The following is a 16,428-nucleotide window of genomic DNA, read 5'->3' as shown; positions in this document are numbered from 1 at the left end:
CATGAATCCGCACACATGGAATGAAACGGTCTGGCAGCGCCTGTTGCAGCTACGTGGGAAGTTGCCGCACGCGCTGCTGTTACATGGACGCGCGGGCATCGGCAAATTGGCGCTGGCAGAGCAATTGGCTCAGCTTGTATTGTGCGAGAACCCGCAGGCAGATGGGCACGAAGCGTGTGGCGCATGCCCATCCTGTCACTGGTTGCGCCAGGGCAGCCACCCGGATTTTCTGAAGCTGCAGCCCGCGGCGCTGGACGAAAATGATCCGGATGCTGAGCTTGCCGAGCGCAAAAGCCCGGCCGCAGGCCAGCATATCAGTGTGGCTCAGGTGCGCGAATTGACCCGGTTTGTACAATTGAGCGCGCACCGTGGTGGTTTGCGCATTGCGCTGATTCATCCCGCCGAGACTATGAATGCGGTGGCTGCCAACGCGCTGTTGAAGACCCTGGAAGAACCGCCGCCGAATATCTTGTTGATTCTGGTCAGCCACCAGTCAAGCCGGCTGTTGCCAACCATCCTGAGCCGCTGTCACCAGATTCGCTTTACTCTGCCGGGCACGGATGCTGCGCAGTCCTGGCTGATCCAGCAGGGAGTACGTGAAGCCGCAGTCTGTCTGGCGCAGGCGGGGGGGGCACCGCTATTGGCCAGCCAGCTGGCGGATGCGGATTATCAGGCACGACGGCGCGGATTTCTGTCCGGGCTGGTAAAAATGAATAGCGCAGACACCCTGCGCATTGCCGAACATCACGCCAAACAGCCGCTGCCGGACATGGTGCACTGGTTGCAACTGTGGGTGCATGACCTGGTGAGCTTGCATCTGGCAGGGCGGGTGTTTTACCAGGTCGATTACCAGCAGGAATTGCGAGGCATGGCCGGGCGTGCTAATTTATTCGGACTGCTGGATTTTCAACGTCGTTTGCAGGCGGCGCGCGCCAGCGTCCAGCATCCGCTTGCCACACAAATGGTGCTGGAAGATTTGCTGCTGGAATACGCGGGCCTATTTGAATGAATGGAGCAAACATGAGCAATACCGCAGATAAAGCTGCTATCGCCCGCCCTGGGGTGCTGTCTCTGAGTATCAAGGAAAAATCCGCGCTGTTCGCTGCTTACATGCCGTTTCTCAAGGGGGGGGGCATTTTTATTCCCACCACCAAGCAATATAGATTGGGCGATGAAGTATTCATGCTGCTGACACTGATGGAAGACCAGAACAAAATTCCGGTCGCAGGGAAAGTGGTATGGATTACTCCGCCGGGTGCCCATGGTGGCAAGACACAAGGCATAGGCGTGCAATTCGACAAGAATGATAGCGGCATAGCTGCACGCAACAAGGTGGAAGGTTTACTTGGCGGCTCGCTCAAATCGGCGCGCCAGACGCACACCATGTAAACCTGTTCACCTGCCGTACCCATCAGGCTGCCGCGCGCAGCCTGCTTTTTTGGACCCATCCCATGTTTGTCGACTCGCACTGCCACATCAACTTCCCCGGCCTGGCCGAACAGCAGGCGGCCATACTGGCGCGCATGAAAGACGGTGCAGTCAGCCATGCACTGTGTGTCAGCGTGAATCTGCAGGATTTTCCCCAGGTGCTGGCTATGGCAGAAAACCATGCCAATGTTTATGCGTCAGTTGGCGTGCATCCTGACCACAAAGATACCGAAGAGCCCAGTATTGCACGTCTGGTCGAACTGGCAGCGCATCCAAGAATTGTGGCTATTGGTGAAACAGGGCTGGATTATTTTCGCCTCACCGGTGATCTGGAATGGCAGCGCGAACGTTTCCGCACCCATATTCGTGCGGCAAAACAGGCTTGCAAGCCGCTGATTATCCACACCCGCGCAGCGGCGCAAGACACCTTGCGCATCATGGCGGAGGAGGGTGCGGCAGAAATCGGCGGCGTGATGCATTGCTTCACCGAGAGTCTGGAAGTCGCACAGCAGGCGATGGCGATGGGGTTTTACATTTCGTTTTCCGGTATTGTCACGTTCAGGAATGCCGTGGCATTAAAACACGTGGCGCAGACCATCCCGCTGGAACAGATGCTGATCGAGACGGATTCGCCCTATCTGGCGCCGGTGCCGCATCGTGGCGAGACCAATGAGCCTGCTTTTGTGCGCCATGTTGCCGGAGAAATTGCCCGATTACGTGGAATTTCTGTTGAAGAGGTGGGCGCAATTACGAGTCGCAATTTTTTCCGTTTGTTCAAGGCTGCGGCGTGATCAGGGACATCGCGCGTGCATTAATAGATGCGGCTCGCAGCCTGTCGCATCCAAAATGCTGGCTATCGTGCTGCGGCCCATGGTGCTGTCATTCATGCTGTGGGGCGTGTTGGCGTGGCTATTCCGGGATGACTGGATAGGTTTACTCGGACACTGGTTGCAAGCAGCGCAGGATTTTCTCAGTCAGCACGATTGTGTATGACTGGCCAGCGGCATGACCGTGGTATTGCTGGGCCTGTTGCTGGCTTTGCTGCATTTCGTGCCGGTGATCAATCTGTTATCACCCATATATACCGGATTGGTCTGCATCCACTACGGACTGGGTCAGCTCATACGGCTACGCGCCTGATCCAATCCAACAGCGCTTTAACAATCAGCCAAAAAATTCCTTCACTTTATCCATGAACGATTTGGCCTTGGGGTTATGGCGCGCGCCGTCCTGCTGATTCAAGGTTTCCAGTTCGCGCAACAGTTCTTTTTGGCGCTCGGTCAGGCTCACCGGGGTTTCAATCTGCACATGGCAGAGCAAATCACCTGGCGCATGGGTACGCACCCCCTGGATACCCTTGCCGCGCAGACGGAACACCTTGCCAGTTTGAGTTTCTGCCGGAATTTTGATTTTGGCATGACCATCCAGGGTGGGAATCTCGATCTCGCCACCCAGCGCAGCAGTACTGAAGCTGATCGGCATCTCGCAATGCAGGTCGTTGTGGTCGCGCTGAAACACGGAATGCGCCTTGAGGTGGATAACGACATACAAATCCCCGGTCGGTCCGCCGTTGACCCCGGCTTCACCTTCGCCAGACAGACGGATGCGATCGCCTTCATCCACCCCGGCGGGGATGCGTACCGACAGCGTTTTGTGATGCTTGACGCGACCCACGCCGTGACAGTCGCCGCACGGATTGGCAACAATCTTGCCGCTGCCGTGACATTTCGGGCAGGTCTGCTGGATGGAAAAGAACCCTTGCTGCATGCGCACCTGGCCGTGGCCGCCACAGGTGGGGCAACTGGTGGGCTGGGTGCCGGGCTTGGCACCGGACCCGTGACAGGTACTGCATTCTTCCTGGGTCGGAATACGGATTTTGGTCTCGGTACCGCGCGCTGCTTCTTCAAGTGTTATCTCGAGATTATATTGCAAGTCTGCGCCGCGGTAGACATTTGACCGGGAACGGCCACCGCCGAAAATGTCCCCAAAGATGTCGCCAAAGGCATCTGCAAAACCGCCTGCAGCGCCTCCAAAGCCGCCACCCATGCCTGCGCCTTGTTCGACCCCGGCATGGCCGTATTGATCGTAAGCTGCGCGCTTTTGCCCATCGCACAGGATTTCGTAAGCTTCCTTGGCTTCCTTGAAATGCTCCTCGGCCTTGGGATTGTCCGGGTTGCGATCCGGATGGTGCTTCATCGCCAGTTTGCGGTAGGCCTTTTTAATTTCTTCGTCACTGGCGTCGCGATTGACGCCGAGCACTTCGTAATAATCGCGTTTGGACATGTGTTTTCAGCCACAGAGAACACACAGAGGGCACAGAGTGATTCACAGATAAACTGTGATCTCTGTGCCCTCTGTGACGGGTTAAGAATTATTTGTTGTCTTTGACTTCTTCAAACTCGGCATCCACCACGTCGTCTGCCTTTGCATCCGCAGTTTGTGCGCCACTCGCCGCACCCGCTTCGGGCTGTTCCTTGGCGTACATCTGCTCGGCCAGTTTGTGCGAGGCTTCGCCCAGAGCCTTGGATTTGGCTTCGATGGCCGCCTTGTCGTTGCCTTTGAGGGCTTCCTCGGCTTCGGCAATGGCAGCCTCGATTTTGGCCTTTTCGTCGGCGCTGATTTTATCGCCATACTCACCCAGCGATTTCTTCACCGAATGGATCAGGTTGTCGCACTGGTTGCGGGTGTCAATCAACTCGCGCGTCTTGTGGTCTTCTTCGGCGTGGGCCTCAGCATCCTTCACCATCTGCTGGATTTCGGCTTCGGACAGTCCCGAGCTGGCCTGGATCTTGATCTTGTTTTCCTTGCCGGTAGCTTTGTCCCGGGCCGAAACATGCAGGATGCCGTTGGCGTCAATGTCAAACGTCACTTCAATCTGCGGCATGCCGCGTGGTGCGGGCGGGATGTCCGACAGGTTAAACTGTCCCAGGCTCTTGTTGCCGGAAGCGATTTCGCGCTCGCCCTGCAACACGTGGATGGTCACCGCATTCTGGTTGTCTTCGGCGGTCGAGAACACCTGGCTGGCCTTGGTCGGGATCGTGGTGTTCTTCGGAATCAGCTTGGTCATCACGCCGCCCATGGTTTCAATGCCCAGCGACAGCGGGGTCACGTCGAGCAGCAGCACGTCCTTCACTTCACCTTGCAGCACGCCGCCCTGAATTGCAGCGCCTACCGCTACGGCTTCGTCCGGATTGACGTCGCGGCGTGGTTCCTTGCCGAAAAATTCCTTCACTTTTTCCTGCACTTTAGGCATGCGCGTCATGCCGCCCACCAGGATTACGTCACTGATGTCGGATACGCTCACGCCGGCGTCCTTGATGGCCATTTTGCATGGCGCGATAGTGCGCTGGATGAGTTCTTCCACCAGGCTCTCGAATTTGGCACGGGTGATTTTTACGGCCAGATGCTTGGGGCCGCTCGCATCGGCAGTGATATAAGGCAGGTTGACGTCTGTCTGCTGGGCCGAGGAAAGCTCGATTTTGGCTTTTTCGGCAGCTTCCTTCAGGCGTTGCAGCGCCAGCATGTCGTTGCGCAGATCAATGCCCTGCTCTTTCTTGAATTCATCAGCGAGGTAGTCAATCACGCGCTGGTCGAAATCTTCGCCGCCAAGGAAAGTGTCGCCGTTGGTGGACATCACCTCGAACTGGTGTTCGCCATCAACTTCGGCAATATCGATGATGGAGATGTCGAAAGTGCCACCGCCGAGGTCGTACACCGCGATTTTGCGATCGCCTTCTTTCTTGTCCATACCGAAGGCGAGCGCTGCGGCTGTGGGCTCGTTGATAATGCGTTTCACATCCAGACCTGCGATGCGACCGGCATCCTTGGTGGCCTGACGCTGGCTGTCGTTGAAATAAGCTGGCACGGTGATGACCGCTTCAGTGACCGGTTCACCCAGATAGTCTTCTGCAGTCTTCTTCATTTTCATCAGCACTTGTGCAGAGACTTCCGATGCCGACATTTTCTTGCCGCGTACTTCCACCCACGCGTCGCCGTTGTCGGCCTTGACGATGGAATAGGGCATCAGGGCGATGTCTTTTTGCACTTCTTTTTCCTCGAAGCGCCGGCCGATCAGGCGTTTCACTGCAAACAGCGTATTTTTCGGATTGGTGACGGCCTGGCGCTTGGCGGCTGCACCCACCAGGATTTCGCCGTCTTCAGTGTAAGCCACGATAGAGGGAGTGGTGCGCGCACCTTCGGCGTTTTCGATCACCTTGGGTACACCGTTTTCCATAACGGCCACGCAGGAGTTGGTGGTACCCAGGTCAATGCCAATGATTTTTCCCATGATTCGATTCCTTGTTAAAACGTGAATGTTGTTGTGTTAAATAGGGTGGTTAGCGGCAATTTCAAGCGCTGTTCAGCTATTTTTGGCTTTGGCGACGGTGACCAGGGCCGGACGCACGACGCGATCGTGCAACTGGTAGCCTTTTTGTAGTACGGCGACTACGGTATTGGATTCGGCATCGGCTTCCACCATGCTGATTGCCTGATGCTTGTGCGGGTCGAATTTTTCGCCTAACGGATGAATCTCGGCGAGGCTGTATTTATCGAATGCGGCGTTGAGTTGTTTAAGCGTGAGTTCGACGCCGCTTTTCAAGTTTTCGATGCTGGGAGCGTCGCTTGCCAGTGCGGCCTCCAGGCTGTCTTTCACCGCCAGCAACTCGGTGGCAAAGCCATCAATAGCATATTTGTGTGCATTGGCGACATCGTGTTGGGCGCGTTTGCGGATGTTGTCGGCCTCGGCTTTGGCGCGCAGCCAGGCGTCATGGTGTTCCTGTGCCAGCAGTTCGGATTGCTTGAGCATCTCTTCCAGGCTGGGCATGATTTCGGAAGCATGTTTGCTATCGGTTTTGCCAGGGGTTTGTTCTTGCTGAGTCGGATTTTCCTGCTGCATGTTGTTCTGCTCCGTGTTTGACTGCAAGCGAGATTAGGGTGAATCTGAAAATTTCAATAGCCAGAGAATTTTTTTGTTGATTATGGCGAGGCAGGCAGCGCACGGCTTTATACCACAGCTGAAAGCCGCTAGACTTGCAGCAATTTATTTAGATAAAGAGTGTCTGAAATGAGTACGCTATCGTTGCAGGGAAAGCCGCAGGCAACATCAATACACGACGCGCGCTCCATGCTGGATCTCGACAAGTTCAATGCGGCAGCGCTGGTGAAAGAGCCCTTTGAATACCTGATTTTGCCGGGTTTTTTGCGCCAGGAGATGCGCGCGGCTATTTCGCGCGATTTTCCCAATATCGCCAAGCCGGGGAGCTTTCCTGCGGAAACCCTGCAATATGGGACTGTGTTCCGCGAGCTGCTGGCCGAACTGGAGGGCGACACTTTCCGCCATGCCGTAGAGCAAAAATTCGGCCTGGATTTGACCGGTCGTCCGACCATCATCACTGTGCGTGGTCATACCGATGAAACCGACGGGCGTATCCATACCGACAGCCGTACCAAAATCATTACCATGCTGATTTATTTCAACGAGGACTGGCAGGATTCGGGCGGACGGTTGCGCCTGTTGCGTTCTGGCACGGACATGGAAGATTACGTGGCCGAAGTTGATCCCAGTATCGGCACGCTGCTGGCCTTCCGCCGCAGCGATCATTCCTGGCATGGGCACAAGCCTTTTGTGGGTCCGCGCCGGGCAATTCAGTTGAATTGGGTGGTGGATGAGAAGGTCAAACGGCGCGAGCAGAGGCGCCACGGCATTTCGGCATTCTTCAAAAACCTGTTTGGCGGCAAGGCTTCCGCCGGCTATTGAAGCGCATGGCAAATAAAACCTGCTGGGTGCTCTCCAACGGCATTATCGGGATGGACAACCAGTCATTCGGCCTCGCCCATGCGCTGGGACTGGAAGTGATAAAAAAAACGGTGGTGCCGACCACACCATGGAAGTATCTGCCGCCACAGTTATGGATTAAGCCACTGCAAGCCCTGGGAGCGGGCAGCGATTCCCTCGCACCGCCCTGGCCGAGCGTTGTAGTGGGGACCGGGCGCCTGACGGTCGCGCTTTCCATCGCCATTAAGCGTGCCAGTGGTGGGCGCACCTTCAATGTTCGTATCCAGAACCCGCAGGTCGCATTGCGCGATTTCGATTGGGTCATTGCCCCGTTGCATGACCGCTGCAACGGGAAAAATGTGATCGAGACGCTGGGTGCAGTCAACAGCGTGACTGCGGAACGTTTACGCCAGGCGGCTGAACAGTTTGCCGTGCGATTGGCCCACCTGCCCAGACCATTGCTTGGCGTGCTGGTGGGTGGCACCAATCGCAGTGTGCGTGTTGATACGGGACTTGCGCACACGCTCGCCGACAAGCTCATACACGCTGCGGCCACGCGCGGCGCTGGCATTGTGGTGACGCCCTCACGGCGTACCGCGCCAGAAGTCGTGGCAGTATTGCAGCAACGCCTGTCGGATGTCGCTTCGGTGATCTGGGATGGCACAGGTGATAACCCTTATCTGGGCTATCTGGCACTGGCCGATTACCTGGTGGTGACGGCGGATTCGGTCAACATGGCGTCAGAGGCATGCTTTACCGGCAAGCCGGTGTTCATCGAGGGATTGACTGGCGCCAATAACAAGTTTGAACAATTTCACCGCGAATTGCAGGCACGTGGCTACACGCGACCCTTCGCCGGTGAATTGGCCGACTGGCATTACCCGCCACTGGATGAAACCAGTCGGGTAGCCAACTTACTCAAACAAAGCATGGGGTTGAACTAGATGGCGTTAAAAATTGAAACTTTCAGCAATGCCAAGGGGGGCAACAGCTTTTTCAAGGCCTTGGGTCATCCGCTCAGCGCACCGCTTGCGGCCACATTGCTCGACAGACTGCGCGGCATGGGCAGCGTTGCCGTATATGACCCATTAGGCATGGCAGAAAGTTTCTGTGAATTTTATGCGCTGGCTGAGCTGAATATTCGGGCAGTGTATGTGCAGCGTCTGGAAGATGTCGGTAAAACCCTGTTGGGCATGCGCGTGCAGCCCGTCGTTGAGCTGCCGCAAAGTGACGCGCGGGCGTTGCTGGTCACTGCATTCGACGCCGCTCGTCTGGTGGACCATATCCGCCATCTGTTGCCTGCCGGCATGGTGGTCATGAGCCTGGATGAGATGCGCCTGCCCGATGCCATGCTCACCAATCGGCAGCGCTATCTCGACCCGCTCAACTTTGCCACCAACTTCGGCTTCTTGCGCGACGCGGCAGGCCAGCACACGCGTATCGTGACCTGCGATTACTGGTCCGGGCTGGGTGCTGCCAGGCCGCCCACTGTGTGGTTGCGCCTGTTTGACAGCGCGGGCGGCGTGTTGGCCGAGTGGCAGGATACGATTCCCGCACCCGGCGCCAGCCTGATTGTGGACAGCCGCGAGGTGCGCCGCCGCTTCAATCTCGGCGAATTCACCGGATCGCTGTTCATGCACGTGTTGGGCGTGGCCCGCCACGACGTGGTCAAGTATGCGCTGGATACCTTTGGTGACGATGAAACAGTGCTGTCCTGCACCCATGACGCCAACGCCTGGCCGTCCGATTTGTTTGCCGGCCTACCCGCGCCGCGCGACAACGAGCGCGTAGTGATGTGGATACAAAACAGCCACCCGGTGGCGATCCCGGCTGGCGCAGTGGGGCTCAACCTGATGGGCTCTGATGACATTCGTTATGTGGATCAGGTGATTCCGGGGTTTGCCTGCTACGCACTCGAGGTCGCGGCGCTATTTCCTGAAGCGCGCTGGCCGCAGCAACTGGAAGTGCAGGCTGGGCGCTATTTCGTGCGGCCACGCTACGAGGTGCACGTGAAAAATGGCCGTAGCCGCATTGCCCACGTCAATGTCGAGCGCAACGATCTCCCCGCCGATCCGGGTATTCCCGCCATGGCGCCCTATCTGGGCAAGGGTTATATCCTGCCCGCACCGGTTTTGCCGGTGGCGATTTGGCGCAGCGCAGTACAACCCACGCCGATGTCTACCGCGCAGCATGATCTGCCGATAGCCGCGATTGTGTATGACGCTTCCGGGGTGGAAATCGCTCGCCATGATTTCGGCTGCCTGCAGCGCAGCGAGAGCGTTGAACTTGATATCAATGCGTTATTGACAGAGCAGGGTGCCAAGCTGCCCAGCCGCTCCGGCCACGTCGAGCTGGTTTATGATTTCAGCCACGGCGGTAGCGCCGATGGCTGGCTGCACAGCCTGTTCCGCTACACCCATAACAGTAGCGGCCACATCGCAGAAACCAGCTTTGGCGCGCATGTGTTCAACACCGTGCTTACCTACAAGAACGAGCCGCAATCCTACGCCGGCGCGCCGCCGGGCCTGAGTACGCGCCTGTTTCTGCGTCTGGGCGATGCGCCTCTGGACACCATGTGCCATCTGATTTATCCGGCTTCCACTCCCTGGCATGCGCATTCCGATACCACGCTAAGCCTGTTCAATCGCCTGGGTGAGGAAATCGCCCAACGCAAAATCGCCATTCCATGCAGCGGTTCGCTGCACTGGCGCTATTCGGAAATGTTCGATGCGGAGCATCGTCGGCAGGCAGGGCAGGGCGCCTACATCATCATTCGCGACGTGACCTGCCGCCTGTTCGGATATCACGGTACATTGCACGGTGAGCAGGCGTTTTGTCTGGATCACATGTTCGGATTTTGATTGCGATGACGGCCGATAATCATTTCTGTGACCTGACCGGGCATGCATCCAGCCAGCTGCAAACTTCTGTTTTTTATGAAATCAAGGATATATCGCGCGGTGAAACCGTCACCTTCCTGTTTGCCGAAGACCCGGCCATTATTCTGCATAGCCTCAATTTGCAGTTGCGCAACAACCTGCGCTGGGAAGTGAGTGAAGAGCCAGGCCAGCGTTGGCGTGCAGTGATTCATCGCGCCGAAGATGTGCCGCCGGTAGATGTGCTGGATATGCTCAAGCGTGACCACAAGCGGCTGGACGCAATGTTCTCTCAGGTCATCCACCTCACCGATAACGGTCAACTGGAAGTTGCCCATGCGCTGATGCGTGCCTTTAGCGATGGCCTGCGCAAGCATCTGCTGGTGGAACATGACATGCTGGCGCGTGCCATCCGCACCCCGCCCGATGCCCAGGGCCTTGATCCGAGTGCCGCGATGGTGCAGGAGCACAACGAAATCCTGAATCAGTCGGTAATGATTGAAGCCAGCTTTGAAGAACAGGACGCGAGCAATACCAGTGTCGGGCCGTTATTGGCAATTCTCGCAGGGTATTTGTCCAAGCACGAGCAACGCGAGGAGGCCACCTTGTTCCCGGTATGGACAGGGGCGTTGAACAAAGCGCCGGAGCAGGCGCGAACGGCTTTGTTCAACAAGGTAATGGAGACTTTACGGGATTAATTGCTAAACGACAGGATCTTTTACTGCAAAACCATGCCCGCGCAACAGGTTCAAACTCGGATTCAGGCACTTCTGAATGAACTCGCGCCGTGCCGGGTTGCGCCGCGCGACCTCGCGCCACTGGTGGCCAGGATTCAGGCCGGCCAGCTCATAAACATCGGCTTGCGGCAGATAAAAAGTCGTCACGAACTGGCGTATCAATAAATTAATCACCGGTGTCAGCAGCTTCTTGTGCAAGGTCGAGGTGCGCATCAGGCTCTGCTCGAGTGCGCTGCGCGCGTGGGCGATGTGGCGCGCTTCGTCAATCACATGCAAAGTGCACATCTGCCGAATCAGCGGATCCACGCTGGCCTGTCCATGGGTGCGGATGTAGCGATTGAGCTTGTCCGGCACCTCTTCACCTATCGTCACGGCCAGCCAGAACAGTGTGGTATTGATCGGTGCATGGCGGCCGAGAAAATCTGCAGTGCGTGGCCGGTTGCGCCATACTCCGGGCAAACGTAGCCCGCCTTTTTCCATCAATTTGAGAAACATCAGGCTGTGCCCGGATTCCTCGCGTATCTCATGCAGGTAATAAGCGAGCTCCTGTGCCGACTGGGTGTGTTTGAGATTGCGCGACAGGCGTTCAACAAAAATAGCTTCGAGCCACAAGCCTGCCTGGATAAAACCCGTGAACTCGTATTGCGACAGACGGATGCGGGTGGTTTCCGGCAGCTCGTCATATTCGCGCGTGCCGTGCAAGGAAATGGCCGATGGGGGTAGCCAGTATGCTGTGGTGTCCAGCGTATCCCAATTCAGCCGCAACAGCGGGTCATGGTATGGAGAGCTGTTGGTGGCGAGCTGTTCCAGCAGTGAGAGTTCGGCATACGCCATGCTAAACGCCTTGTTTTCGAGCAATATTAATTGCTGCTAATCATACCATTTTTGTTTCGAAGAGGCAGTGCCCGGCGATAACCCAAATTCCGCGATTGAAATATTCACTGCCCGCTTGTGTGGGCTTGAGAGGCATCCGGGAAGGAGGAATGGGGTGGCGGAGCGGAAGTTGAGCGCCCGAGAGTACGCCAGCGCGGGGACCGAGATGCGAAATGGGTAATTGTGCCGATTTTGGCCGGGCTGGCGATACCAGAGCAGGGTGTGTTCGGTCGATTCGACGCGGTTGCTGGCGATCACGTGCTACTTCGGCGCATGGCCGAACAGTTCGGCCGTGCGCTTGTATTTGACGACCATCAACCGGAATGCCATCGATGTCCCGTTCATGCTGTGCCGGGTCTCGACGACGGCGCAGTCGGCGTAATGCTTCCAGGCCGATGCGGGAATCTCGGCAATGGCCTTTTGCGTGGGGACATCCAGGCGCCCGCTGATGGCATCGGTGCTGGGTAGCGTGTCCTGCTTGAGCAGATTCGCCCGCGCCGTGTCGCCCTGGAGGGCGCGCAGGTTTTCCAAACGACCGCCGCCGGTGAGCATCAGTACCAGCGGGGAACATAGGCTCCGGCTTCATGGCCGCGCCGATTGCCCGGTTATGCATCTCCTGCGCCGTCACTCTATCCAAGATCCGGGACAGGCGGGGCTCTTTCAATCCATGGGCGCCTTGAATCGCGGATCTTGGGGACAAACACCTTGCTGTTACATGGCTTCTCCGGTATTCTTGCGCCCTTTCTGGGATTGGACAAAAGCATTTCTTTCATTCCCAAAAATGACATTCCGGAGAGGTGGATGAGCGGTTTAAGTCGCACGCCTGGAAAGCGTGTTTAGGGTAATACCCTAACGCGGGTTCGAATCCCGCCCTCTCCGCCATCTTGTGCTAACATGCTGAATGCTAATGTCATCAAGGCGTTCAGAGGCCAAAATGGTACAAAAAGCTAGTACAAAGAGCCGGAGCGGGCGGGTCGAGGAGACCCCGATGCCTGCACTTCCACGCAATTGCTACAAGACCCCTCACGGGTTCCTTTTCCGCATCACCGTGCCAGAAGCATTGCGCGCGGCCGTCGGCAAACGCGAAATCAAGAAATCCCTCGGAAAGGACTACCGTGAAGCGGTGAGCCACGCCAAGCTCCTTTCTGTCCAGGTTGATCGCCAGTTCTGCGAACTGCAGGAGAAATCCGCCCAACAGCACCAAAACCAAGATGCGCTGAACTCCTACTTCAAGACGCCGGCAGATAGACGCCTCAAGGCCATCACCGAAGTCACGCCGGAGCTTGCCGGTGGCTTGCGCAGCCTGTGGCTTGCCGGTCTTGAAGCAGATCTTGTCTGGCGTCGTGAAGGACTCGATGACGACGACTACGACGAGCTAGCACAGAACATCACACAAGTCAAAGGTATGATCGCGAAGGCTCTTGCCCGAGGCCAACCCGACGCGTTCATTCCAGCCGTCCACAACCTCCTTGTTGGACGCGGTTATCAACTCGCAGTTTCTGTTGAAGCCGAACGCAAACTCGTACTCGACATCCTCCCGGCCATTCAACAAGGCTACGACATTCTCGAGCAGCGTCAGGCCGGACGCTTAGTGAATCCGCCGAAGCTCGACGATCCACCCTTACGCGCCGTATGGGAACCCGCGCCCGTCGCACCAGACAATGGTCTGGCTTGGCAGCAACTTTTGGATCATTGGCGCAAGGATCGTATTCGGCCCGCTAGAACTACCCAGGAAGTCGAAACCTACATCAATGCCCTCGCCACCTTCCTTCCCAAGGCCAGCCCCGCGACGCTGACTCGTGCCCAAGTCACCGAATGGCTACGCAACGAGAGGGAGACACGTGGCAACGGCGCCAAGACCCTGGAAAAGAAAGGCACCCTCGTCGGTGCCTTGTTTTCCGTGGCGGTCAAGGATGAACTTCTGGAGCAGAACCCCTTTGCCGGCTTCGACTACAGCCGCTTTGCCACGAAGGAAGGTATCGAAAATCCCGACGAGCGCGAACCATTCACCTTGGAACAGCTCAAACGAATTTTTTCCAAGGGCGAGGGGCTCTTCACCGTCAACAAGGCCGGTGGGGGTGGTGGCTATCATGCCCGCGTGTGGATGCCGCTCCTGTCCCTGTATTCCGGTGCCCGGATCGACGAGGTCGGAAGCCTGTCGGTCTCCGATATACTCCGCGAACCGGTCCCCCATTTGTTCATCAGGCACGGAAAGAACCAGTCCAGTGTCCGCGAGGTTCCGATCCACCCCAAACTCATTGAACTCGGTTTTCTCGACTACGTTGATGCTATCCGCAACGCGGGCCACGAGAGTCTGTGGCCGTTCCTGCGCACAGAATCCGATACCGCCAATCCGAGCGAGACCCAGGGGAAATGGTTCAACCGCTTCATCCATAAAAAACTCGGTATGCCGAGTAATGTGGTGTTCCATTCATTTCGTCACAACTTTAAGGATATGTGCAGGGATGCGCTTATTCCCCGTGAAATTCACCAGGCACTTACTGGTCATGCCAAGCAAACCGTCGGAGACAGCTATGGGAAAGGCCACTCGCTGGAGGTCAAGCTCGACCAGATGAAGAAGATCAAACTCGACCTCGCTATACCCCGGCCAGCGCCCTATGGCTCCAGATTAATCACCTAAGAGTATGTATCGAGTGGCGTTCATGCGATCCTGAAGCTTTCCAGTTTATTTTCCACTTGAGTTACCTGATGCTGAGTCGTAGTGGGCTTTAATCGTGAAGTTATCAGTGCGTGTCTCACATCTCAAAATCCTCCTGCCAAAGCTTCTGCATCCGCATCACCGGCAACTCGAGCGGCGCCAGCCCCGGCATACCCAGTTTCATGAGCATCCGACTCGCATCGAAATGCAGGCGCAGCACCTGCGACCGAACCCCCGCAAACTGCGGCATCTCGCGCAACAACTCGAAAATGTCCGCGACTGATTTAGCGTCACGCGCCTTCACCCGTTCAATCAGCAACGCCTGCCATTCCCGGAATCGCATCGGCGCCATGCGCCAGGTCCAGGTCGTGGTTTTGGGGTGGTCCGGAATGTAGTTCTTTTCCAACTGAAACAGTTCATAGTCATCGCTCAACAGCCGCCCCTCCAGCGTGCGCGCATCATGCACCGCGCCGGGTAAGTTATCGCTGGTGGCAAGCCCCAGTTTTCCGCCCGTCGACAGCATCCACCAGGGAATGTCCTCATCTTTCGTGCTTGCCATCGGATGCAATACAAGGTGCACGGAGGCGCGTCCTGTGCGCTTGCGGTATGCCCGTGCCGGCGCATCCGCACGCAAGGCAAAGTCGGGATACTTATCGATCAGCCTGGGGATGTGTCGCATGGCGATGCGATCCCCTGACCAATAGTAATGCCCCGTTGTCACGAGGCGCTGCAAATGCTGCATCAGCGCCGTCATATTGCGCGGTGCCTTGATCGGTTGGTTTGCCATGAGAGGCTCCTTTGATGGATGGAACCTCGTATAGCGATCGCTCATTCGATTAGACAAAAACATCTCTCAAATCCCCATGACTGCTATTCAATGAGAATGCTGGTGAATTCAATACTGAACTGGGAAAAGAAAATAGAAGAAAACCGCACGTCGGTGCCTATATGGAGCAAGGGCAAAACTCTTCGATGGAAATTGCGGATGCGTTCCGGTGCGCCAACACCTGCTTATTAGCAGCAAGGGCGCGCCAACGCCCCTGCTGTTTCGTCTATGCCGACAGTGTCGGTAGCCTTGCCAAAGGCGAGTCGTGTGGCGCCGTGTGCTCGTAATGGAGCTTGCACGGTGCGAGGGGGAGGTGGCGGAGTAATCCTGTCTGTACACAACAGACAGCGTAATCCCGCCGCTTTATCCCATGCAAATCACCTGGGAAGGTGGGACTGGTGCGAACACGAAACGGGTCCGGGGAGCAAATGCCCCGGTGTCCCTGATCATCTGGAAATTGAGTGCGAGTCTCAACCACGGGATGCGGGAAAACCGCATAACGTGTGCCAAACAGGATGGCTGCGAAACCGTGCACAGTGATGTGCACCTCGGCTGGACAACGCGAGTGCGTTGGACCCGTCGGGCGAGCGTGTGGTGAACCAGGGTCGCACCTGGGAAGCTGCAAGCCGCGCTGAGAGCTTAAACCTGTAACAGCGCCCGTAACAGGGTGCCGTCTGGAAAGTGCAGAAGCCGTATAGGGCCGATAGTGCCTGCAATTTGGTGGAAGCGTCATGGAGTACAACGGTTTTGGAAGTAAGACAGGGTCTTCTCCCGGTTCTCTCGTCTGAAACAGGGTATCCAGCCCCTTGCCGTTGCCATGGCGTGAGCCAGCGGCGTTCCTGCATGAACGCAAGAAGTTGATCTAAGTGGTGCGAAATGCGCCGAGCAGCGCGCCAGGGTGGCACCTGGCGCGACGGATGTAACGAATCCGCAAAACCTGTAACGCGTATGAGCGTGTTTCTTCGACGTTGACGTTTGGCCGAAAGCCAGATCGAGTTGTGGAAACGACACGACGAGAAGTAGACGAGTCCGGTTGGTAGCCGGACAGCAAGCGAAAACTGCAGCCCGCCTGGCGGTAGGCTGCAGACCGGATTCACCCTTGGCGGGGTGGATTCGGCCGGGAAGCGTGGGTATTACACGCTTCGTTGATAATGACGGCCTGCGGTGCAGGCCGGTGGCATGGATCTTGGCGTTTGGCGACGCCGGGATGGATGCCAGTGAAAGTAAATTCAAGGAGGAATCACATTTTAAAT

Annotated in this window: 16 protein-coding genes and 1 tRNA gene; 11 read left to right on the top strand and 6 right to left on the bottom strand. The window is 56.8% G+C overall.

What is annotated here, in order from left to right:
* Position 1: 1 nt before the first annotated feature.
* The 5 genes from holB (at position 2) to GZH91_RS18280 (ending at position 2,568) form a co-directional block, all read left to right on the top strand.
* Positions 2 to 1,009, top strand: a complete 1,008-nt coding sequence (gene holB / locus GZH91_RS11420) for a DNA polymerase III subunit delta' (RefSeq protein WP_147071885.1) — start codon at positions 2 to 4, stop codon at positions 1,007 to 1,009.
* Between the two features lie 11 nt (positions 1,010 to 1,020).
* Positions 1,021 to 1,389 (top strand): PilZ domain-containing protein, encoded by a 369-nt coding sequence (locus GZH91_RS11415; RefSeq protein ID WP_147071883.1) that lies wholly within the window; start codon positions 1,021 to 1,023, stop codon positions 1,387 to 1,389.
* A gap of 62 nt (positions 1,390 to 1,451) precedes the next feature.
* Positions 1,452 to 2,219: a TatD family hydrolase gene (locus GZH91_RS11410; protein WP_147071881.1), complete on the top strand. Its 768-nt coding sequence runs from the start codon at positions 1,452 to 1,454 to the stop codon at positions 2,217 to 2,219.
* Positions 2,220 to 2,274: 55 nt separating this feature from the next.
* Positions 2,275 to 2,421: a hypothetical protein gene (locus tag GZH91_RS11405; RefSeq protein WP_161984259.1), complete on the top strand. Its 147-nt coding sequence runs from the start codon at positions 2,275 to 2,277 to the stop codon at positions 2,419 to 2,421.
* A gap of 12 nt (positions 2,422 to 2,433) precedes the next feature.
* Positions 2,434 to 2,568: a hypothetical protein gene (locus GZH91_RS18280; protein WP_262982458.1), complete on the top strand. Its 135-nt coding sequence runs from the start codon at positions 2,434 to 2,436 to the stop codon at positions 2,566 to 2,568.
* A gap of 24 nt (positions 2,569 to 2,592) precedes the next feature.
* On the opposite strand, the gene dnaJ is transcribed toward GZH91_RS18280, so the two are convergent.
* The 3 genes from dnaJ to grpE form a co-directional block, all read right to left on the bottom strand.
* Positions 2,593 to 3,711 carry a molecular chaperone DnaJ gene (gene dnaJ / locus GZH91_RS11400; protein WP_147071879.1) on the bottom strand — a complete coding sequence of 373 codons (1,119 nt, stop codon included), beginning with the start codon at positions 3,709 to 3,711 and terminating at the stop codon, positions 2,593 to 2,595.
* Positions 3,712 to 3,799: 88 nt separating this feature from the next.
* Complete coding sequence (gene dnaK, locus GZH91_RS11395) at positions 3,800 to 5,716, bottom strand: molecular chaperone DnaK (RefSeq protein WP_147071877.1); 1,917 nt, start codon at positions 5,714 to 5,716, stop codon at positions 3,800 to 3,802.
* Positions 5,717 to 5,788: 72 nt separating this feature from the next.
* Positions 5,789 to 6,352: a nucleotide exchange factor GrpE gene (gene grpE, locus GZH91_RS11390; protein WP_223264515.1), complete on the bottom strand. Its 564-nt coding sequence runs from the start codon at positions 6,350 to 6,352 to the stop codon at positions 5,789 to 5,791.
* Positions 6,353 to 6,493: 141 nt separating this feature from the next.
* On the opposite strand from grpE, the gene GZH91_RS11385 reads away from it, so the two are divergent.
* The 4 genes from GZH91_RS11385 to GZH91_RS11370 are packed head-to-tail and all read left to right on the top strand — an operon-like array spanning position 6,494 to position 10,778.
* Complete coding sequence (locus GZH91_RS11385) at positions 6,494 to 7,186, top strand: 2OG-Fe(II) oxygenase family protein (protein WP_198415306.1); 693 nt, start codon at positions 6,494 to 6,496, stop codon at positions 7,184 to 7,186.
* A 5-nt stretch (positions 7,187 to 7,191) separates the two neighbouring features.
* Positions 7,192 to 8,148: a mitochondrial fission ELM1 family protein gene (locus tag GZH91_RS11380; protein ID WP_147071874.1), complete on the top strand. Its 957-nt coding sequence runs from the start codon at positions 7,192 to 7,194 to the stop codon at positions 8,146 to 8,148.
* Positions 8,149 to 10,065, top strand: coding sequence for a hypothetical protein (locus tag GZH91_RS11375; protein WP_147071872.1), 1,917 nt, complete (start codon positions 8,149 to 8,151; stop codon positions 10,063 to 10,065).
* Between the two features lie 5 nt (positions 10,066 to 10,070).
* On the top strand, positions 10,071 to 10,778 hold the full coding sequence (locus GZH91_RS11370; RefSeq protein ID WP_147071870.1) for a hemerythrin domain-containing protein: 708 nt from the start codon (positions 10,071 to 10,073) through the stop codon (positions 10,776 to 10,778).
* 3 nt (positions 10,779 to 10,781) lie between these two features.
* Here GZH91_RS11370 and GZH91_RS11365 read toward each other — a convergent pair whose 3' ends face one another.
* Both GZH91_RS11365 and GZH91_RS11360 read right to left on the bottom strand, forming a co-directional pair.
* Positions 10,782 to 11,651 carry a diiron oxygenase gene (locus GZH91_RS11365; RefSeq protein ID WP_147071868.1) on the bottom strand — a complete coding sequence of 290 codons (870 nt, stop codon included), beginning with the start codon at positions 11,649 to 11,651 and terminating at the stop codon, positions 10,782 to 10,784.
* 300 nt (positions 11,652 to 11,951) lie between these two features.
* Complete coding sequence (locus GZH91_RS11360; RefSeq protein WP_147071866.1) at positions 11,952 to 12,242, bottom strand: hypothetical protein; 291 nt, start codon at positions 12,240 to 12,242, stop codon at positions 11,952 to 11,954.
* A 239-nt stretch (positions 12,243 to 12,481) separates the two neighbouring features.
* Here GZH91_RS11360 and GZH91_RS11355 point away from each other — a divergent pair.
* Positions 12,482 to 12,572 (top strand) — tRNA-Ser (locus GZH91_RS11355).
* Between the two features lie 106 nt (positions 12,573 to 12,678).
* A complete protein-coding gene (locus GZH91_RS11350; protein ID WP_147071864.1) occupies positions 12,679 to 14,331 on the top strand; it encodes a site-specific integrase in 1,653 nt (550 codons plus the stop codon).
* A 115-nt stretch (positions 14,332 to 14,446) separates the two neighbouring features.
* On the opposite strand, the gene GZH91_RS11345 is transcribed toward GZH91_RS11350, so the two are convergent.
* A complete protein-coding gene (locus tag GZH91_RS11345) occupies positions 14,447 to 15,136 on the bottom strand; it encodes a hypothetical protein (protein ID WP_147071862.1) in 690 nt (229 codons plus the stop codon).
* Between the last annotated feature and the right edge of the window lie 1,292 nt (positions 15,137 to 16,428).

The organism is Sulfuriferula plumbiphila (genome assembly GCF_009938015.1).
GTDB lineage: Bacteria > Pseudomonadota > Gammaproteobacteria > Burkholderiales > Sulfuriferulaceae > Sulfuriferula > Sulfuriferula plumbiphila.
The sequence above is the reverse complement of the archived record's forward strand: the minus strand, read 5'-3'. Positions and strand labels throughout refer to the sequence as shown.